This is a genomic window from Microbacterium wangyouchuni (genome assembly GCF_054072595.1).
This window is the reverse complement of the sequence record NZ_JBSVRM010000009.1, coordinates 1-19,503: the sequence shown is the minus strand read 5'-3', so window position 1 is coordinate 19,503 and position 19,503 is coordinate 1. Positions and strand designations below refer to the sequence as shown.

Sequence of the window (19,503 nt, the reverse complement as noted above, 5' to 3'; positions counted from 1 at the left end):
GAATTCAAATGTCTGTGGCCCGGGTGATGATTGAAGAATGAGCGACGTGCTCGACCGTTTCACCCCGGCGACCCAGGACTGGTTCCGAGGTGCCTTCAGCGCGCCGACTCCCGCGCAGACCGGCGCATGGAAGGCAATCTCAGCGGGCAAGCACGCGCTCGTGGTTGCCCCAACCGGGTCGGGTAAGACGCTCTCGGCATTCCTCTGGGCGATCGACAGCGTCTTCCGTGCCCATCAAATTCACAAGCCAGCGGATGCCCCGGCATCCGGCCCCGCCGACGGCGAAGCCCACACGCGCATCCTGTACATCTCCCCGTTGAAAGCGCTCGGCGTCGACGTCGAGCGCAACCTGCGCTCGCCCCTGGTCGGGATCGGCCAGTCCGCCCGACGGCTGGGACTCGAAGCTCCGGGAGTGAGCGTGGGCGTCCGTTCCGGCGACACCACCTCCAGCGATCGGCGAAAACTCGTCGCGAATCCGCCAGACATCCTGATCACCACACCCGAGTCGTTGTACCTGATGCTCACCAGCCGCGCTCGTGAAACGCTGCGCGACGTGCACACGGTGATCATCGACGAAGTGCACGCCGTCGCCGCCACCAAACGCGGTGCGCACCTTGCGGTCAGTCTCGAACGCCTCGACTCGCTGCGGCGCTCGCATCGACCGGATGCCCCACCGGCACAGCGCATCGGACTTTCGGCGACTGTGCGTCCCATCGACGAGGTCGCCCGATTCCTCGGCGGATCTGAGCCCGTCGAGATCGTGGCGCCGAAGGCATCGAAGACGTTCGAACTCAGCGTCACGGTCCCGATGGACGACATGACGAACCCGCCGCCACCGCCCGGCACGCCGGCCGCAGGCGATGATCCCGCCGAGTACACGGAGGTCACCGGATCGGTCTGGCCGCACGTCGAAGAGGCCATCGTCGATCGCATCCTCGAGAACAACTCGACAATCGTCTTCTCGAACTCGCGTCGTCTCGCGGAACGACTGACCGGACGACTGAATGAGATCTACGCGGAGCGCATCGGCGCGCCTCTTCCCGAGGCAACGGCACCGCCCGCCGCGATGATGGCACAGGGTGGGTCCACGGCGGGCGCCGATCCCGTGCTCGCCAAGGCACACCACGGCTCGGTATCCAAAGAGCAGCGCGCTCTCGTCGAAGAAGAACTGAAATCCGGCATCCTGCGCTGTGTCGTCGCAACCAGCAGCCTCGAACTCGGCATCGACATGGGCGCGGTCGACCTCGTCATCCAGGTCGAGGCACCACCATCCGCGGCATCCGGTCTGCAGCGCGTCGGCCGTGCGGGGCACCAGGTCGGCGAGATCAGCCGCGCCGCGCTCTTCCCGAAGCATCGCGGCGACGTTTTGCACACCGCGATCGTCACCGAACGGATGCTGGCGGGCAAGATCGAGGCGATCGCCGTGCCGCGCAATCCGCTCGACATCCTCGCCCAGCAGACCGTCGCCGCCTGCGCGCTCGACCCGCTCAGCGTCGAGGAGTGGTTCGAGACGGTGCGCCGCAGCGCGCCGTTCCACACGCTGCCGCGCTCGGCGTACGAGGCGACGCTCGATCTGCTCGCCGGCCGGTTCCCCTCCGACGAGTTCGCCGAGCTGCGCCCCCGACTTGTCTGGGACCGAGATGCCGGCACCCTCACCGGCCGCCCTGGCGCACAGCGCATCGCTGTCACCAGCGGCGGCACAATCCCCGACCGCGGCCTGTTCGGTGTCTTCGTCGCCGGCGAAGGAGCCGGACGCCGAGTCGGTGAGCTCGACGAGGAGATGGTCTACGAGTCCCGCGTCGGCGACGTCTTCACCCTCGGCACCACGAGTTGGCGAATCGCCGAGATCACCCACGACCGCGTCAACGTCATCCCGGCCTACGGACAGCCAGGACGCGTGCCGTTCTGGCACGGCGACGGCATTGGCCGCCCCTTCGAACTCGGTGAGGCGCTCGGTGCGTTCTCCCGAGAAGTAGCATCCGCCCCGCCAGAGAAGGCGGCCCAGCGCCTGATCGATGCGGGCCTGGACGAGCAGGCGCGCCGCAACCTGCTCGCGCATCTCAGCGAGCAGCGCGAGGCAACCGGCACCCTCCCCACCGATCGAACTCTGACCGTCGAGCGCGGTCGCGACGAGGTCGGCGACTGGCGTGTCATCCTTCATTCCCCATACGGCATGAAGGTGCACGCGCCGTGGGCGCTGGCGATCAACGCCCGGGTGCGCGAGCGGCTCGGCGTCGATGGCTCTGCTGTTGCCAGCGACGATGGCATCATCGTGCGGATCCCGGATGCTGACGCCGAACCGCCGGGCGCCGAACTGTTCGTGTTCGAACCCGATGAGCTGGAGCACGTCGTCACCGAGGAGGTCGGCGGATCAGCCCTGTTCGCGTCCCGTTTTCGCGAGTGCGCGGCGCGTGCGCTGCTCATGCCGCGCATGAATCCGAATAAGCGCACCCCGCTGTGGCAGCAGCGACAGCGTTCCGCGCAGTTGCTCGAGGTGGCCCGCCGCCATCCGACCTTCCCCGTGATCCTCGAGACGCTGCGCGAAGTTCTGCAAGATGTCTACGACCTCCCCTCGCTGCGCCGACTCGCGACGTCGATTGCCGAGCGACGCGTCCGCCTCATCGAGACCGAGCCCGCCCAGCCCTCCCCGTACGCGCGCGATCTGCTGTTCGGCTACGTCGGCGCATTCATGTACGAGGGCGATTCGCCGCTGGCCGAACGACGGGCAGCGGCGTTGTCGGTCGACCCGGCACTGCTGGGAGAGCTGCTCGGCACGGTCGAACTGCGCGAACTGCTCGACCCGGACGTGCTCGCCCAGTTCGAACGCGAAGCCCAGCGGCTCGACCCGGAACGGCGCGTGCGCGGGCTCGAGGGCGTTGCCGATCTGCTCCGGTTGCTCGGACCTCTCGATGCCACTGAGGTCGCCGAACGACTGCAGCCCGCCGAGGCTGGTTCCGAATCCCAGACGGAGGTACCCGTCGACGGCGTGTCGGACGGGCGACACTCCGACCAGAGCCCCGACCGTCTGGGATCCGGCACACAGGAGGCATCTGCCCACCTCGACGCGTTGATCGCCGCGCGCCGCGCCATCTCCGTCACCATCGCCGGTATCCAGCGCGTCGCCGCGATCGAGGATGCCGGGCGCCTGCGCGACGCGCTCGGTGTGGCGCTGCCCACGGGCATCCCGATCGCCTTCCTCGAGCCGGTCGCCGATCCGCTCGGTGATCTGCTCGCGCGCTTCGCCCGCACGCACGGTCCGTTCACAACGGATGCTGCCGCCGCTCGATTCGGTCTCGGTGGCGCCGTCGCACGCCACACTCTGCAACGGCTCGAGCAGGCGGGACGGCTCGCCAGCGGCTATTTTCTGCCGAACGCGGCGGGCACCGGGTCGGAGTCCGAATGGTGCGATGCCGAAGTGCTGCGCCGCCTGCGGATGCGCTCGCTTGCGGCGATCCGCGGCAGCGTCGAGCCGGTCTCCCCCGAGGCCTACGCACGCTTCCTTCCGGCGTGGCAGCATCTGGATCGTCCGCTCGAAGGCATCGACGGCGTGCTGAACGTCATCGAGCAGTTCGCCGGGGTGCCGATTCCCGCCAGCGCCTGGGAATCGCTGGTGCTGCCCTCACGAGTGCGGGACTACACACCAGCGCTGCTGGACGAACTGACCGCGAGCGGCGAAGTCGTCTGGTCTGGGCATGGCACGTTGCCAGGGCGTGACGGGTGGGTGTCGCTGCATCCCGCCGACCTTGCCCCATTCACACTGCCCGAGCCAGAGGGCGCGGCGTCGGAGTCCCTCGAAGCCGACCTGCTCGCGGCGCTCAGCGCCGGCGGCGCCTACTTCGCAGCTCAGTTGCGCGACATGACCTCAGCCCCAAACGAGCAGTCCGTGCTCGACGCCCTCTGGAATCTGACCTGGTCGAGCCGCATCACGAACGACACCTTCGCGCCCGTGCGCCAGCTGCTCGCCGGCGGTTCACAGGCGCACAAGTCGGTGCGCCGCGCGCCGCGCACACGCGCCTACCGGGGTGTCTCTTTCTCCGGCCAGACGCCGCGTCCGACGATCACCGGCGGACGCTGGTCTGCCCTGCCTGCAACCACAGGAGCGCAGACCAGTACGGATGCTGCGTGCCGGGCAACCGTCACCGCGGGGCTGCTACTCGACCGCTATGGGGTCGTCACCCGAGGCGCCGTGCAGTCCGAGGGCGTACCCGGCGGCTTCGCCCAGGCGTACCGAATACTCGCCGGGTTCGAAGAGGCCGGACACTGCCGCCGCGGGTACGTCATCGAGAAGCTCGGCGTCGCGCAGTTCGCAGCATCCGCCACCGTCGACCGCCTGCGCACCTTCGCAGCCCTCGCCGACCCACCCCCGCTGAAAGCCATCACCCTCGCCGCGACCGACCCGGCCAACCCCTACGGCGCGGCGCTCGGCTGGCCGCGACGAGAGGGCGTCTCCCACCGGCCCGGGCGCAAAGCGGGCGGGCTGGTCGTCCTTGTCGACGGTTCGCTCGTGCTCTACCTCGAACGCGGTGGACGCACTGTGCTCGCATTCGATGATGATCCGGAGGTACTGCGGGCCGCGGCATCCGATCTCGTAGCAACCTCGCGCGCCCGCCGGCTGGAGACACTCACCGTGGAGAAGATCAACGGTGAGGCGATCTATGCGACACCGTTCGCGCTGGCTCTGCAAGAGGCCGGATTCGTTCCCACCCCACGCGGGTTCACGCTGCGCAAGGCGCTGTGAAGTTACGATGACCAGTGAGCGACCCATCACAAACCTGCAGGCGAGGTACCCCTATTGATCCGTGAATTCTTCGCCGGGGTTCGCATCCTCCTTCGCGGGTTCGGCATGTGGCGCACGCACCCGAAGCTGCTTGCGCTCGGGCTCATTCCGGCCTTCATCGCCTTCGTCGCGCTGGTGGCCGCGCTCATCCCCCTCGGGTTCACGCTCGGCTCGATCACCGACTGGATCACCCCGTTCGCGGACAGTTGGCTCTCGCCATGGCGAGAACTGCTGCGGGTCGGCCTCGGCATCGTGATCTTCATTGCCGCGCTCGCCCTTGCCGGGACGGTGTTCACCGCTCTCACCCTGACCATCGGGGATCCGTTCTACCAGCGCATCTGGCGCGGCGTCGAGCGCGAGCTCGGCGGGCCAGAGCCCAGCGGCGAGACCGGCTTCTGGACCACCGTGGGTGAGGGCATCCGGCTGGTCGTCCTGGGCATCCTGGTCGCGCTGTTGACGCTGCTGCTCGGTTTCATGCCGCTCGTCGGTGGTGTGCTCGCCTCGGTCATCGGTGTCATCCTCTCCGGACGGTTGCTGGCACGAGAGCTCACCGCCCGTGCCTTCGATGCCCGCGGGATCACGACCTACACACGCTCCGAACTGCTCGGCAGCGGACGGGCACGGGTGATCGGTTTCGGTGTCGCCACCCAACTCTGTTTTCTGGTGCCGCTCGGGGCGATCGTCACGATGCCGGCGGCTGTCGCGGGTTCCACGATCCTCGCCCGCAGCCTGCAGGACAGCCGGGAGGTGTCGCAATGGGCCGCCCCGACGGCTCCGGAGCGACCCATTGCGCCACCTCCGGCCACCATGACGGCGCAGAACGCGCCGAGAGACCCGGAGCACCCGAGTGCCTGAGGGAGACACTGTCTTTCGCGCCGCGCAGCGACTGAACACCGCGCTCGCCGGGCACACCGTCACACGATTCGACCTGCGCGTTCCTGCCTTCGCGACCGCCGATCTCACCGGTGAATCCGTGCACAGCGTAGTTCCCCGCGGCAAGCACCTGCTGATGCGCATCGGTCAGCACACGCTGCATTCTCATCTGCGCATGGATGGCGCCTGGCTCGTGTACAGCGCGGGCGAGAAGTGGCGGCATCCGGCGTTTCCGGTGCGCGCGATCGTCGGCACCGCACGGTGCGAAGCTGTCGGCGTCGACCTCGCCGAGATCGAGCTGGTCTCAACCCGCGACGAGGGACAGCTCGTCGACTATCTGGGCCCTGATCCCCTCGCCGAGGATTGGGATGCTGCAGCGGCGGCGCGGCGCGTGGGCGCGGATGCCCGCAGCATCCATGTCGCCCTGCTCGATCAGCGAAACGTCGCCGGTTTCGGCAACGAATACGCAGCGGAGCTCCTCTTCCTGCGCGGAATCCTGCCCACCACGGCGGCATCTGACGTCGACGCCCGAGCGCTGCTCGATCTGGGCGCGCGCACGATCCAGGCCAACCGGAACCGGCTCGATCGCACCTTCACGGGGGTGAACCGGCGGGGCCAGACGACCTGGGTGTACGGTCGCGCGAATCGTCCGTGCCGCCGATGTGGCACACTCATCCTGCGCGGCGAACAGGGCGCCGACGCGACCCGCGAACGGGTGACGTTCTGGTGCCCGCGTTGCCAGAGGTAGCCATCATCTCGATTCGGGAATGAATCGGGCCTCGCCGTGGTTGTTGATATATCCGGAGGTGTCCGGACACGGGAGGAATCTTGGGTAAGAACTACATCGACATCGAAGACGACCAGGGCAAGGCACTGCGTTACCGCAAGCATGTCAATGGTCGAGGACTGGTCGCGCACGGCGCGAAGGTGCATCCGCAGGCTGTGGTTGAAATCGGCGCCTATGTCGAACCCGGCGCGCGCATCGGCGCCGGAGCAATACTCGTGCGCGGAGCGTGGGTTGAACCTGATGCCAGCATCGGCGAAAACGCGTACATCGACGCTCACGCCCACATCGGCGCTGGCGCTGCCGTCGGCGACGGCGCCCACATCGGCGTCCGCACAGAGATCGGCGCGGGCGCACGCATCGCCCGCGGAGCACGCATCGGCGACGACGAGACCGTCGCCGCGGGCCTGCGCATCGCGACCGACCGCAGGGGCCTCTGGCTCGCTGCCTGAGCACCTCACCTGAACCTGCACGAATACCGCGCCGGGACTGCCACCCATCGTGACAGTCCCGGCGCGGTATTACCGTTTCGGGCTACTTCAGCGACCGCCGAATGAGCATCGACACGCTCTCGACCACGACCACCATCGCGATGATGACGAGCACATAGGCCAGCACTTCGTCGAAGTGTCGGCCCTGCAGAGCGTTCAGCAGCAGGAAGCCGATACCGCCGGCACCGACGATGCCGAGCAGGGTCGCCGAGCGGATGTTCTGCTCGAGCAGGTACATCAGGTGACTGACCATCGCGGGAACAGACATCGGCATGGTGGAGGAGAAGAACACTTGAGTGCGGGTGCCACCGGCGGCGAACAGCGCCCGCTCGGGGCCGCCTGGTACCTCTTCCATCGAATCGCCGATGAGCTTTGCGAGCAGGCCCACTCCGCCGATACCCAGCGCGAGCGCACCGGCCTGCGGCCCGATGCCGGCTGCGATGATGAACAGGATCGCGATGACCAGGTCCGGGATCGCACGAATGACGAGGGCGATGCCCCGGAACGTATTGCGCACCCAGCTGTTCGGAGCGACGTTGCGGGCGGACAGCGGCCCGACGACAGCCGAGATGATCGTGGCCATCAGGGTTGCTGCGAACGCGATCTGAATGGTCGTGACCACCGCGGCCAGAACGTCGCCCCAGCTGCGGCTGCCGAAGTGCGGCGGCCAGATCGCCCGGTCGCGCTCGGGATTGACCAGTTCGCTCCATGACGGGGCGAACATCTTCGCCACGTCCGGCGCGGCGTAAAGGAATGCTGCCACGACGAGGAGGATGCCGGCCCACACCCACACTGTGTTGCCGATGCGGCTCCGATCCCACGGCCGGTGCATGGCCGCTTCGATCCGGGCGTTGCGATCCTGCGTCTTGATCGTGCTCGTGACGCCGGCGGATGCCGACGGCTTGCGCGACACCGCACGGGCAACCGAGTCACCAACGCCCTTCCCGGTCGGACGGACGTTCAACAGGCGAGCGCGCAGCAGCGACGAGACGATCTCGAAAGCCACACACAGGGCGATGATGATGACCACCAGCGGGATCACTCGACGCATGCCCGCAGGCCCGCCGTGCAGCGCTCCGTTGAGCTCGTAGCCGATGCCAACGACGCCCACGACGCCGAGGATGACCGTCGCACGCAGGTTGATGTCGGCGCGGTGCAGCGTCACAGCGACCCAGGCGGGCAGCACCTGCGGCACGACCCCCGACCAGAACTCCTGCGACTTCGAACCGCCAGCCGCGCGGATCGCGAGCCTCGGTCCCTCATCGATCTGCTCAATGGCATCCGCGAACATCTTGGAGATCATGCCCACCGAATGCAGACCGATCGCGACGATCGCGGGGAGTGTTCCGGAGTTGAACCAGAGGAAGGCGAGGACCACGACGAAGACGACGTCGGGAATCGCGCGGGCGATCACGCCGATCGCACGGCACAGCGCCATCACGGCGGAGTTCGGGGTCGTGTTCCGCGCGGCGCCGTACGCCACCGGAACCGAAAGCACCGCAGCAAGCGCCGTACCCGCGATCACCAGGGAGAGGGTGATGACGATCGTGAGGAACATGTCCCAGATCGGCTCGAACCCGACCCAGGTGGTGACGAACACCGTCGTGCCGTCTGCCTGCCGCTCGCCGGCGACCTCCCAGCCCGGCCACTGCATGGGTGTCGCCATGGTGAGGAATCGGCTGATGTTCCCGGCGGTGACGTCGAGGCTCTTCAACGAGTAATCGAGGCCGATGAACGACCACACACCGAGGGCAAGGATCGCGATGATGGTGCCGTACGAGACGATCGCGGACAGACGCGGAGCCGGCCGCGGCACGGATGCTGCACGCGGGGCGGTCGGTGACTCGATCGTGCGTGGAGCAAGTGCGGTCATGCCGGTTCCTCGTTGGCGAAGTCCTCGGCGAGGCGCTCGCGGGCGGCAGCACGGTACAGCTCGCGGCTGAGCACCTGCTCGCGGGCCTCCGCGAGCTCGTCGTCCAGCGCATGGATCTCGCGGGTAGTAGTGGCAACCCGACCGTAGATCTCCATCACTTCTTCGCGCGTCAGGTCGTCGGTGCTGGTGTCGAGGACGACGGCGCCGTTGCGCAATCCGATGATGCGGTCACCCCAGCTGAGTGCGAGGTCGACCTGGTGCAGGGAGCAGATCACCGTCAGCGAGCGCTCCGCGGCGATCTCGCGGATCAGCGCCATGACCTGGCTGCTGGATTCGGGATCGAGGGATGCCACCGGCTCGTCGGCGAGCAGGATCTCCGGGTCCTGCATCAGCGCGCGCGCAATGGCGACGCGCTGCTGCTGACCACCGGAGAGATTGTCGGCGCGCTGGTATGCGAAATCGAGCAGGCCGACCCGCTCCAGGTGTCCGAGTGCCTTCTCGCGCATGGAGCGCGGGTAGGTGCGGATGCCGACGCGCGGGCCGCGCAGCGTGGACAGGCCACCGGTGAGCACGTTTTCCAGCACAGTCAGGGCACCGACCAGCTCGAACTGCTGGAAGATGAAGGCGATACGCCCGCGCAGCGCCCGAAGCTCGGACCCGCGCAGGGCGGAGATGGTCTGGCCGAGAGACTCGACCGCACCGGTGGTGGGAGTCTCCAGCGCGTTGATGTGACGCAGCAGCGTCGATTTCCCTGAACCGGACAGGCCCAGGAGCACGACGATCTCTCCGGGATCGACGGCCAGCGACACCCCCGACAGAGCTGGTTTTCCGGCTCCGGGATATGTCTTACCCAGATCTGCGATCTGGACGGCGGGGGTGTCGCTGTACGTCATCTGTTTACTCCTGGATTGTCAGTGCGTCGGGAACCGGGATCAGGCGCGGCAGGCCTCGACCTCGTCTGCGATCTCATCGCACAGGGTGCGGATGAGGTCGTAGTACGAGTCGTCCACTGCGCCGAAGCCGAACCAGCCATCGGTGAGGAACTCGTTGAGCTCAACGCCAGAGTCGGTCAGGTCGGACTGGGTGCTGTCGGCAAGCGCGTCGAAGAGCTGGTCCTTGACTTCCTGCGGGAGGCCCGCCTGCAGAACGATCGGCGCAGCCGGAACCTGCACGCTCTCGACCTCGACGAGCTCGCCGGAGTCGATGAGCGGCTGGGCGTCGAGGTCCTGTGCGAAGCCGACCTGGCAGTCGACACCCTCGGCGACCTTCTTCGCGTTGAGGTCGTGAGCCTCACCGAAGACGCGGTCGTTCGCGGGGACGGTGACCCCGACATCCAGCAGGCCGCCCATGGGAACGGCGAAGCCGGAGGTGGAGGTCGGGTTGACGAAGCAGACCGGCTGGTCGGCGAAGTCCGCGAGTGAGGTGATTCCGGATTCCGGGTTCGCGACAGCGACCGAGAAGTATCCGGGCTCAGCGCCATCCTGGGTGATCTGCGCACCGATGGGCTCGATGTCAGCGCCGGCGTTCTGCGACTGGTAGTAGGTGAACGCCGAGATCTGTGCGATGTCGATCTGGTTGGCGGCGAGCCCCTGCACGACGGCGGTGTAGTCGGTCGCCTGGAAGAAGTCGACCTTCTTACCGGTGATCTCAGCGATCCAGTCGGCGATCGGCTGGGCGTCCTGGTCGGCGCCCTCGTGGTCGGGGAGAACAGCGAAAACAAGGGTGTCGGAGTCGCCGGAGGCGAACGTGCCTTCCGCGCTCTCACCGCCGGTTGCTTCTCCGCCGGTTGCGGAATCAGCCGGGTCAGCGGCACAGGCGGCAAGACCGAAGGCGAGGGTGAGACCGGCGGCGATCGCGAGACCGCGCTTCAGAGTTGACTGCATGGGGAACCTTTCGCAGGCGTGGGTGCATGGGTTTTCTCGGCGGGACAGCCGATGTCGAACAGCTAAAGCTCCGCAGGCGACCGCAGCGCGGCGCGCTTCTGACGGCTGCGTGAACGAGTCGTGAATTCCGCGAGCGCGAGCAGCCGCGAGTACGCTGAACCCATGGCACATTCCGGCAGATCACGCTCTCGCGCGTCATTGGGCGGACCCGCTCGATCGACGAAGCGGCAGCCGGCGAAGCATCCGCAGAAAGTCGCGAAGAAGCAGCCCGCACCGCCGCCGCCCCCGGCCCCCGAACCGCGCACGTTCCGCCTCGGAGCGGTTGCGGGTGCGACACCGGGCAAGTGGATCGACACGTGGAAGAAGCGGATGCCCCATGTCACGCTCGAACTCGTCCCGATCGAGGCGGAAACGCAGCGCTCAGCCCTCGATGAGTTGGATGCTGCCCTCATCCGCCTGCCGCTGACCGATGAGAGCCTGCACCTCATTCCTCTTTACGACGAGCTCGCGGTGGTCGTGGCATCCATCGAATCGCACCTTCTGGCAGCCGATGAGCTCACCGCCGCTGACCTCGCCGACGAAGTGCTCATCACGCCGCTGGACGACGTGCTCGGGCCGCTGGATATTCCCGGCATCCAGACCCCGCGCTTCGCGCCGCTTCCCACCACCGGAGAAGCGATCGCGACGGCCGCATCCGGTGTCGGCATCGTCATCGTGCCAATGTCGCTCGCGCGGATGCACCAGCGCAAGGATGCCGATTACCGCCCGCTCGTCGACGGACCGGTTTCCACCGTCGCACTCGCCTGGCCCCGCGAGCGGACGACCGAAGACGTCGAGGCGTTCGTCGGGATCGTGCGCGGACGCACGGCAAACTCCTCCCGCTGACCGGCGATAGATTTATCTGCATGTCCAGCGATCGCAACGGCCCCAAGGATGCTTCCCGGCGGCAGTTCTTCAAGATTGGCGGCGCGGCTGCTCTCGGTGCTGCCGCCGGTGGTGCTGCCGGTGCGGCTATCGGCGCAGCATCCGGATATCGTGCCGGTTTCGCCGCTGGTGACAGCCATTTCGACGCGCTTGAGCCGCGATCGGCACCCGGCTTCGACCACATCGTCGTCGTCATGGGCGAGAACCGCTCCTTCGACAACCTGCTCGGCCACCTGTACACCCCCGATGATCTGCCCGAGGGGCAGAGCTTCGACGGGATCGCGTTCGGGGACTACTCGAACGTCGCACCCGACGGCACCGTGATTCCCGCCCACGTGTACGACGGCCCGACGGATGACGTGATGGGCTACCCGAATCCCGACCCGGGCGAGGAGTTCCCGCACGTCAACACCCAGCTCTTCGAGCACGTCGCCCCGGGAGAGAACGAGCACCTGTGGGTCGAGGAGATGTCGTCCCCGTACAACACCCCGCCCCGTGGCGCGAAGCCGACCAACGGCGGATTCGTGCAGGACTACTTCATCAACTATCGCCGGCTCCAAAACGGCAAGAAGCCGAGCACAGATCAGCTGCAGAACATCATGGGCGGCTTCTCCCCGCAGATGCTGCCGGTGCTGTCGACGCTGGCGAAAGAGTTCGCTGTCTTCGACAATTGGTTCGCGGCCGTGCCATCGCAGACGTTCTGCAACAGATCGTTCTTTCATGCCTCGTCCTCGCATGGATTCGTCACCAACAAGCACGGCGGCGGCTACGACAAGTGGATCGATGCCGATGAGATCCCGACGATCTTCAACCGCCTCGAGGATGCCGGTCTCAGCTGGAAGATCTACTACGACGAATTGCAACTCGTCTCATACACCGGCTTTCTGCACGCACCGGCGCTGCAGCGCTTCTGGAAGAGCGAACATTTCGCCACGATGGACCAGTTCTACGCCGACACGGCAAACGGCACCCTGCCGGCGTACGCATTCATCGAACCCCGGATGACGTTCAACCACAACGACTTCCATCCGCCGTTCGGCAAGCTGCGCGGGAGCAAGATCGACGTCGTCGAGGTCGTCGACAGCGCGATCTCGGACGTGCGCGCCGGTGAGGCACTCATCCACGAGATCTACACGGCGGTCAAGAACTCGCGCACGCCGAAGGGTTCGAACGCGGTCAACACGATGCTGCTGATCACCTTCGACGAGCACGGCGGAACCTACGACCATGCCGCACCTCCTGCCGCCCAGCCCCCGTATACGGATCAGGAACCCGGCGAGATGGGCTTCGGATTCGACCGACTCGGATGCCGCGTTCCCGCCATCGCCGTGTCGGCGTACACCCGTCGCGGCACGATCATCAACGACGAGATGCACCACGGCGCTGTCATCAAGACGCTCAGCGAACTGCACGGCCTCGAGCCCCTGACTCACCGCGACGCCGGGGCGAACGATCTGTTGTCGATCGTGAACCTCACCGAACCGCGGCATCCCGATGACTGGCCGGAGACCATGCCGCAGTGGGTGCCCGCCAACCCGCAGGAGGCACCGCCGCATCCTGCCCACGTGCACAAGGACAAGCCGCTCAGCCCGCCCGCGCGCGGACTCATCGGGCTGTTGCAGGCGAGGTTCGGAGATTCGGATGCCCCGGAGCCAGAGACCTACGCCGAGGCGTATGAACTACTGCACAAGCACGGTACCGGAGTGATGGGCCCGAACTGATGGCGTCGATCCTCTACGTCTGCGTGCGCCCGGAACGCGGCGCCGCCGACGCCGAGCATGTGTCGTTCCAGCGCGGGCTCGGCGTCGCAGCGCTCGATCAGCTCGACCTCATCTCCGATCCACTCACCGATGAGCTGCTCAGCCGCCACGATAGTTTCGTCATCGGCGGCTCACCGTTCAACGTGACGGATGCTGTGAAGACGCCGTTGCAGCAGCGCGTCGAAGCCGACCTCGAGCGCATCGCCGCTCGCGCGCTGTCCGGAGAAGCCGCCGCGATGTTCACCTGCTACGGCATCGGCGTCGTCACCCGGCTGCTCGGCGGTGCGCTCACGCTCGAGCGGCCCGAATCCACGCGCGCATCCGAGATCCGCACCACCGATGAGGCCGCATCCGACCCGCTCTTCGGACCGAGCGCACCCGCGCTGACCGTCTTCACCGCGCACAAAGAGAGCGCGGTGGCCGTCCCGCCCGGTGCGACGCTTCTCGCGACCAACGCCGCCTGCGCGGTACAGGCGTACCGGGTGGGAACGCAGCTGTATGCGACGCAGTTCCACCCCGAGCCGAGTCCGCAGGACTTCGCGAACCGCATGACGTTCTACCGAAACAACGGCTATTTTGATGCTGCCGAATTCGACGCGGTGAAAGCAGAGATCCTCGCCGCCCAGGATGTGGGTGGCGAGGATCTGCTGCGCAGGTTCGCGCTAACGTTCGGCTGACGACGAGGTTCCGTCACACCTCCTGGAGCACGGCCGCCTTCACGATGAGGCCGTTCTCGTCAGCATCCACATGCACATCGCCACCATCGTCCAGAGCGCCGCTGACCAACAGATCGGCGATGCGATCATCGACTTCCCGCTGGATCAGGCGGCGCAGCGGACGAGCACCGAACTCCGGTTCGTAGCCGTGCTCGCCGAGCCATTCAACCGCGGCATCCGTCACGTGCAGACGCATATCCCGCTCAGCCAGACGGGCCGAGCTCGCGCTGAGAAGCAACCGCACGATGGGCACCAACTCATCGCGAGTCAGCTTCTGGAACAGGACGATCTCGTCGATGCGGTTGAGGAACTCCGGTCGCATCGCCTCACGGAGCTTTCCCATCACGCGATCGCGGAGATCCTTCATCGATGCGAAGCCGTTTGCCGAGGCATCCTGCGATGAGACGAAACCGAGCGCACCCGAGCGTGAGGCGAGGAACTCGCTGCCGATGTTCGAGGTCATCACGATCACCGTGTTTCGGAAGTCGACGGTGCGCCCCTGACCATCGGTGAGGCGTCCGTCATCGAGCACCTGCAGCAGCAGGTTGAACACGTCGGGGTGCGCCTTCTCGATCTCATCGAACAGCACGATCGAGTACGGATTGCGCCGCACCCGTTCGGTCAGCTGTCCCGCCTCGTCGTAGCCGACGTATCCGGGAGGGGCACCGACGAGCCGCGACACCGTGTGACGTTCACCGAACTCGCTCATGTCGAAGCGGATCACCGCACTCTCGTCGTCGAACAGACGGTCAGCGAGAGCCTTCGCAAGCTCCGTCTTGCCCACACCCGTCGGTCCGAGGAAGAGGAACGAACCGACCGGTCGGCGGGCATCGCCCATGCCGGTGCGGCTGCGACGGACGGCACGTGCCACGGCGGCGACAGCGTCATCCTGACCGATCACCCGCGCATGCAGGTCGCTCTCCAGGTCGGCGAGACGCTCACGCTCACCCTCGGTGAGGCGGCTGGCCGGGATACCGGTCGCCCGCGCGATCACCTCGGCGATCTCGCGCTCATCGACGATCGCCGGACCGTCAGCCGAGTGCCCGGATTCGACCGCGTCGATCCGCGCTTGAGCCTGAACCATCTCATCGCGCAGCCGCGATGCCTCCTCATAGTGCTCAGCCGCAACGGCCGCGTTCTTCTGTGCCTCGAGGTCGGCGAGCTCTGCCATCAGCGCGGAGGTGTCCTCGGGCAGGCCCAGCTTCAGCCGCAGCCGCGCACCGGCCTGATCGATCAGATCGATCGCTTTATCCGGCAGAACACGCTCGGGCAGGTAACGCGCGCTCATCGTCACGGCAGCGCGCAGCGCGGCATCCGTGTAGGTCACGCGGTGGTGATCCTGGTACGCGTCTGCGAGGCCCTCGAGGATGCGCACGGCGTCCTCGATGCTCGGCTCGTCCACCTTCACCGGCTGGAAGCGGCGCTCCAGCGCCGGATCTTTCTCGATCTGGCGGTACTCCTTGAGCGTCGTAGCGCCGACCATGTGCAGGTCTCCACGAGCGAGGCGCGGCTTGAGGATGTTGCCCGCATCCATTCCGCCCTCTCCCGATCCGCCGGCGCCGACGACGGTGTGCACCTCGTCGATGAACACGATCACCGCATCCTTGCGGGCGGCGATCTCATCCATGGTCTTGGTCAGACGCTCCTCAAAATCACCGCGGTAGCGGGCTCCGGCGAGCATGCCGGGCAGATCGAGGGAAATCACCCGGCGCCCCTCGAGCTGGGCGGGAACGGTGCCGTCGACGATTGCCTGTGCGATGCCGTCGACGATCGCCGTCTTGCCGACACCGGCCTCGCCGATCAGGACGGGGTTGTTCTTCGTCCGGCGGCTGAGGATCTCAATGGTCTGCTCGATCTCCTCGCTGCGGCCGATCACCGGGTCGAGAGCGCCTTCGCGGGCGCGCGCGGTCAGGTCGATGCCGTACTTGTCGAGCATGGGCGAGTCGGATGCCGCGTCGCCGGTCTGCGCGGCATCGCCGCCCACCGGTGCATCGACGTGCTCACGGACGCCCTCGGTAAGGGCATCCGCCGTCACGCCGATCTGTGCGAGAACCTGACCTGCCGGCACGTCCTGGCCGAGCACGAGCGCGAAGAAGAGGTGCACGGGCTCGATGTATGTCGCGCCGGAAGAGCGGGCCACCTGATACGCGTGGAAGAGCGCACGAGAAGCGCTCGGAGTGATCGTCGCAGCATCCACTCCGGCGCGCTCGGCGGGCGATGGCAACCGGGTCTCGACAGCGTCAATGATCTGCTGCGGGGTCACCCCGATGCGCTCGATCGCCTGCGCGACGGCGGTGTCCTCGACGATCTTGCGCAGGATGTGCAGGGCATCGATCTCGGTCTGTCCGCGTTCCAGAGCAAAACGGCCCGCGCTCTGCAGAATCTGCTGCGTGCGCGCGGTGAGGAACCGGCTGAGGTCGATCGATCGCGTCTGACGGGCTCGATCGCCCGCGAGATAACGAGCGAGGAACTCATCGAACGAGTCCGCGCCGGTGTCGCTGAAGTCGTTGGGCATGTGCGTTCTCCTGAAAGTTGAGTGCAGTTCACTCAAGTTAAACGCGCGGAGGACGCAAGTATTCCCGACGAGTGTCAGAGGCTGCGCATCAGCTCGATGCGTTCGCGGAGATAGGCGTCCAGCGGCATGTACGCACCCGTCGGAGACCATCGCACGTGCGGGATGGCATCCACCGATGCGAGCGGGCCGGATGAGCCGCCGGCATCCACCACATTCACATCAATGACCGACCAGCCGACGTGGACGACCTCCCCCTCAGCGAAACCACCACGCAGCGCCATCTGTCGACGCGCAGCACGCTCGCGCGCCGACTCGGCCGTATAGCCACGACGCCCGGGATCTGCGGCGCGCAGGATCTCGGCGGTAGCGAGCACGCGATCATCGGTGAGCAGCAGCACGCCGACGTGCCATGCCTCGCCGACGCGAACGATCCGATCCCCGCGCCAGCGGGACGAGCGTTCTTCGCCGAGGCCTTCCTTGGACACATCCGCGAGCGCGGCGCGTGCGGCGGACAGCATCTCCGAAGCGGTCACAATTCTCCCTGCGGCTGGTCCTGCTCGATAGCATCCAACCGCTCGCGGTCACCGCGCAGCGTCATCGCGATCAGCGGGTAGATCAACACCGACAGCATTCCCGCGCCCACCAGCGCCGCGGCGATCGCCGGGTCCAAGATCTTCTCGTTCACGCCGATCGCGGTCACCGCCACGATGATCGGCAGTCCGGTGGCAGCCAGCATCGCGATCGACATGCGGTCTTTGCCACCGGCGTCCGACGGTGCCGAGAACTGTGCGGCACTGCCCCGGATCACCAGCAGCGCGATCAGGAACACCGGTACCAGGACAAGTGCGAGAGGTGAGGCGGTGAGCGATGCGAGATCGAAGGTGACGCCGGTATAGATGAAGAAGACCGGCACGAGGAACCCGAACGCGATCGCCTCGAGTTTGCTCTCGATAGCTTCGGCATCCGGCTTCGGCGCCCTCGCCATGATGATGCGCCAGACAGCGCCGGCGACGAATGCGCCCAGCAGCATGTCCAGATCGAACAGGACGCTGAGCGCGACCAGGGCGGAGATCAGCAGCAGCACGAATCGCACACCGAACTGGTCGGATGTGTGCAGCGTGGCCCGAATGAATTCGTGCAGACGCCCGTGCGGCGCGCGATGGGCGAGCAGCACCACGACCGCGGCGAGAATGACGAAAGCCAGCAGGACCGCGGCGGCGATCGGCGCTCTGCGGGTGCTGAGGAAGATAGAGATCGCGATCAGCGGCAGAAACTCCCCCACCGCGCCGATCGCGGAGATGACCCGACCGAACGGCGTATCCAGCTCACGCGCGTCACGCAGGATCGGCATGAGCGTGCCCAGCGCCGTCGAGCTGAGCGCGATGCCGATCACGACCATGCCCTCATCGGGCGCGATGAGGAATCCGACACCGATGCCGAGCAGCAGGCTGAGCAGCCATCCGAGCGAAGCACGCAGCAGCGGACGACCGGAGACAGCGCGGAAGTCGATCTCGGCGCCCGCCATGAAGAACAGCATCGCGAGGCCGAAGTCACTGAGCCTGTCGAGCACGACACCCGATTCGACCCAGCCGAGTACTGCGGGCCCGAACAGGATGCCTAGGAGCAGTTCGAACACGATGATGGGCACGCGCAGCGCCGGGCGGATGCCGCGGGCCAGCAAGGGCGCGGCAACCGCCAGCAGCGGTATCAGCACCAGTCCGGCCTCGCTCGCGTTCACTCGCTCAGAGTATCGGCACTGCGGTCGGCGCGCTCGATTCGCCAGCCCCGGATGAACGGGGCAGAATCGACACAGAACTTCTGCAAGGAGCATCCATGTCTCAACCCGATACCGCACGTCTGCTCATCGCCTGTGATGACCAGCCCGGCATCGTCGCCGCCGTCGCCAACGTGTTGGCTGAGCACGGCGCGAACATCATCTCGCTCGATCAGCACTCCACCGATGCCGAGGACGGACGCTTCTTCCAGCGAACGGTGATTCACCTGCCCGGCCTCTCGGCCGCACGCCTCGCGCTCGAAGCCGATCTCGGCGATGTCGGCGAGCGGTTCGGCATGGAGTGGTCGCTGCATGACGTGGCCAAGCGCAAGCGCGTGGCGATCTTCGTGTCGAAGTACGACCACTGCCTGATGGAGCTGCTGTGGCGCACCCAGCGTGGTCAGCTCGACGTCGACATCACGATGGTCATCTCCAACCACCCCGATCTCGCCGAGTCCGTGCGCACTTTCGGTGTGCCGTTCGTGCACATTCCCTCCGGCTCCGGCGCCGAGGCGAAGGCTCTGATGGAGCAGCGTCAGCTCGACCTGCTGCGCGGCAACGTCGACCTGGTCGTGCTTGCGCGGTACATGCAGATCCTCACCGACGACTTCATCGAGCAGGTCGGCGCTCCGGTGATCAACATCCACCACTCGTTCCTGCCGGCGTTCATCGGCGCGAACCCGTACGCACGCGCGAAAGAGCGGGGCGTGAAGCTGATCGGTGCGACCGCGCACTACGCGACGGCCGACCTCGATGAGGGCCCGATCATCGAGCAGGACGTCACACGTGCCACGCACTCCGACTCGGCCGCCGAGCTGCAGAGCCGCGGCGCCGACGTCGAGCGGCTGGTGCTCGCGCGTGCTGTGCAGTGGCACGCCGAGGACCGCGTGATCGTGCACGGCCGCTCGACCGTGATTCTGTAGCGCTTCGCGCTACCCGCGCCACCCGCTTCGGTCGCACTTTGTGTCGTTAAAACCCACTTTTAACAGCACCAATTGCGACGGGAGCGCTGGAGTGTCGCCCCCTTCCCGCTCCGGTCGCACTTCGTGTCGCTAAAACCCAGGCGGATTCATATGGTGGGAGCAACGCTCTGATTGAAGGAGCTGTTCATGGTCACGTTGTTTCCGCTGAGT

General features: G+C 66.7%; 14 protein-coding genes. 8 read left to right on the top strand and 6 right to left on the bottom strand.

Features of this window, described 5'->3' with window-relative positions; genetic code table 11:
• Positions 1-37: 37 nt before the first annotated feature.
• The 4 genes from ACW5CM_RS14695 (at position 38) to ACW5CM_RS14680 (ending at position 6,886) form a co-directional block, all read left to right on the top strand.
• Positions 38-4,738 carry an Lhr family ATP-dependent helicase gene (locus tag ACW5CM_RS14695; RefSeq protein ID WP_457125454.1) on the top strand — a complete coding sequence of 1,567 codons (4,701 nt, stop codon included), beginning with the start codon at positions 38-40 and terminating at the stop codon, positions 4,736-4,738.
• Between the two features lie 54 nt (positions 4,739-4,792).
• Positions 4,793-5,632: an EI24 domain-containing protein gene (locus ACW5CM_RS14690; RefSeq protein ID WP_457125453.1), complete on the top strand. Its 840-nt coding sequence runs from the start codon at positions 4,793-4,795 to the stop codon at positions 5,630-5,632.
• On the top strand, positions 5,625-6,398 hold the full coding sequence (locus tag ACW5CM_RS14685; RefSeq protein ID WP_457125452.1) for a DNA-formamidopyrimidine glycosylase family protein: 774 nt from the start codon (positions 5,625-5,627) through the stop codon (positions 6,396-6,398). The genes ACW5CM_RS14690 and ACW5CM_RS14685 overlap by 8 nt, the downstream gene beginning before the upstream one ends.
• An 80-nt stretch (positions 6,399-6,478) precedes the next feature.
• Positions 6,479-6,886: a transferase gene (locus ACW5CM_RS14680; RefSeq protein ID WP_438254240.1), complete on the top strand. Its 408-nt coding sequence runs from the start codon at positions 6,479-6,481 to the stop codon at positions 6,884-6,886.
• An 82-nt stretch (positions 6,887-6,968) separates the two neighbouring features.
• Here the strand turns inward: ACW5CM_RS14680 and ACW5CM_RS14675 are convergent, their stop codons facing one another.
• The 3 genes from ACW5CM_RS14675 to phnD are packed head-to-tail and all read right to left on the bottom strand — an operon-like array spanning position 6,969 to position 10,681.
• Positions 6,969-8,798 carry a PhnE/PtxC family ABC transporter permease gene (locus ACW5CM_RS14675; RefSeq protein ID WP_457125451.1) on the bottom strand — a complete coding sequence of 610 codons (1,830 nt, stop codon included), beginning with the start codon at positions 8,796-8,798 and terminating at the stop codon, positions 6,969-6,971.
• A complete protein-coding gene (gene phnC, locus ACW5CM_RS14670) occupies positions 8,795-9,691 on the bottom strand; it encodes a phosphonate ABC transporter ATP-binding protein (protein ID WP_438254236.1) in 897 nt (298 codons plus the stop codon). Before phnC ends, ACW5CM_RS14675 begins: the two co-directional genes overlap by 4 nt.
• A gap of 39 nt (positions 9,692-9,730) precedes the next feature.
• Complete coding sequence (gene phnD / locus ACW5CM_RS14665) at positions 9,731-10,681, bottom strand: phosphate/phosphite/phosphonate ABC transporter substrate-binding protein (protein ID WP_438254234.1); 951 nt, start codon at positions 10,679-10,681, stop codon at positions 9,731-9,733.
• Between the two features lie 162 nt (positions 10,682-10,843).
• Between phnD and ACW5CM_RS14660 the strand changes: the two genes are divergently transcribed.
• The 3 genes from ACW5CM_RS14660 to ACW5CM_RS14650 are packed head-to-tail and all read left to right on the top strand — an operon-like array spanning position 10,844 to position 14,042.
• Entirely contained in the window at positions 10,844-11,566 is a 723-nt protein-coding gene (locus ACW5CM_RS14660; RefSeq protein WP_438254232.1) for a LysR substrate-binding domain-containing protein, read from the top strand.
• A gap of 20 nt (positions 11,567-11,586) precedes the next feature.
• Positions 11,587-13,326: an alkaline phosphatase family protein gene (locus ACW5CM_RS14655; RefSeq protein WP_457125450.1), complete on the top strand. Its 1,740-nt coding sequence runs from the start codon at positions 11,587-11,589 to the stop codon at positions 13,324-13,326.
• The gene (locus tag ACW5CM_RS14650) at positions 13,326-14,042 is read left to right on the top strand and encodes a glutamine amidotransferase-related protein (RefSeq protein WP_457125449.1); all 717 of its coding nucleotides are present in this window, start codon (positions 13,326-13,328) and stop codon (positions 14,040-14,042) included. Before ACW5CM_RS14655 ends, ACW5CM_RS14650 begins: the two co-directional genes overlap by 1 nt.
• 13 nt (positions 14,043-14,055) lie before the next feature.
• On the opposite strand, the gene ACW5CM_RS14645 is transcribed toward ACW5CM_RS14650, so the two are convergent.
• From ACW5CM_RS14645 to ACW5CM_RS14635, 3 genes are all read right to left on the bottom strand, one after another.
• On the bottom strand, positions 14,056-16,596 hold the full coding sequence (locus ACW5CM_RS14645; protein ID WP_457125448.1) for an ATP-dependent Clp protease ATP-binding subunit: 2,541 nt from the start codon (positions 16,594-16,596) through the stop codon (positions 14,056-14,058).
• Between the two features lie 74 nt (positions 16,597-16,670).
• Positions 16,671-17,129: a glutaminase gene (locus ACW5CM_RS14640; RefSeq protein WP_457125447.1), complete on the bottom strand. Its 459-nt coding sequence runs from the start codon at positions 17,127-17,129 to the stop codon at positions 16,671-16,673.
• Positions 17,126-18,334, bottom strand: a complete 1,209-nt coding sequence (locus ACW5CM_RS14635) for a cation:proton antiporter (RefSeq protein WP_439256281.1) — start codon at positions 18,332-18,334, stop codon at positions 17,126-17,128. The genes ACW5CM_RS14640 and ACW5CM_RS14635 overlap by 4 nt, the downstream gene beginning before the upstream one ends.
• Positions 18,335-18,429: 95 nt before the next feature.
• Between ACW5CM_RS14635 and purU the strand changes: the two genes are divergently transcribed.
• Complete coding sequence (gene purU / locus ACW5CM_RS14630) at positions 18,430-19,293, top strand: formyltetrahydrofolate deformylase (RefSeq protein ID WP_438254223.1); 864 nt, start codon at positions 18,430-18,432, stop codon at positions 19,291-19,293.
• The last annotated feature ends 210 nt before the right edge of the window (positions 19,294-19,503 follow it).

What these genes read in the sequence shown, in the direction of transcription:
- ACW5CM_RS14675 (WP_457125451.1), bottom strand. Translation starts at nt 8,798, where the DNA reads ATGACCGCACTTGCTCCACGCACGATCGAGTCACCGACCGCCCCGCGT.
- ACW5CM_RS14660 (WP_438254232.1), top strand. Translation starts at nt 10,844, where the DNA reads ATGGCACATTCCGGCAGATCACGCTCTCGCGCGTCATTGGGCGGACCC.
- ACW5CM_RS14645 (WP_457125448.1), bottom strand. Translation starts at nt 16,596, where the DNA reads ATGCCCAACGACTTCAGCGACACCGGCGCGGACTCGTTCGATGAGTTC.
- ACW5CM_RS14655 (WP_457125450.1), top strand. Translation starts at nt 11,587, where the DNA reads ATGTCCAGCGATCGCAACGGCCCCAAGGATGCTTCCCGGCGGCAGTTC.
- ACW5CM_RS14695 (WP_457125454.1), top strand. Translation starts at nt 38, where the DNA reads ATGAGCGACGTGCTCGACCGTTTCACCCCGGCGACCCAGGACTGGTTC.
- ACW5CM_RS14650 (WP_457125449.1), top strand. Translation starts at nt 13,326, where the DNA reads ATGGCGTCGATCCTCTACGTCTGCGTGCGCCCGGAACGCGGCGCCGCC.
- phnD (WP_438254234.1), bottom strand. Translation starts at nt 10,681, where the DNA reads ATGCAGTCAACTCTGAAGCGCGGTCTCGCGATCGCCGCCGGTCTCACC.
- phnC (WP_438254236.1), bottom strand. Translation starts at nt 9,691, where the DNA reads ATGACGTACAGCGACACCCCCGCCGTCCAGATCGCAGATCTGGGTAAG.
- purU (WP_438254223.1), top strand. Translation starts at nt 18,430, where the DNA reads ATGTCTCAACCCGATACCGCACGTCTGCTCATCGCCTGTGATGACCAG.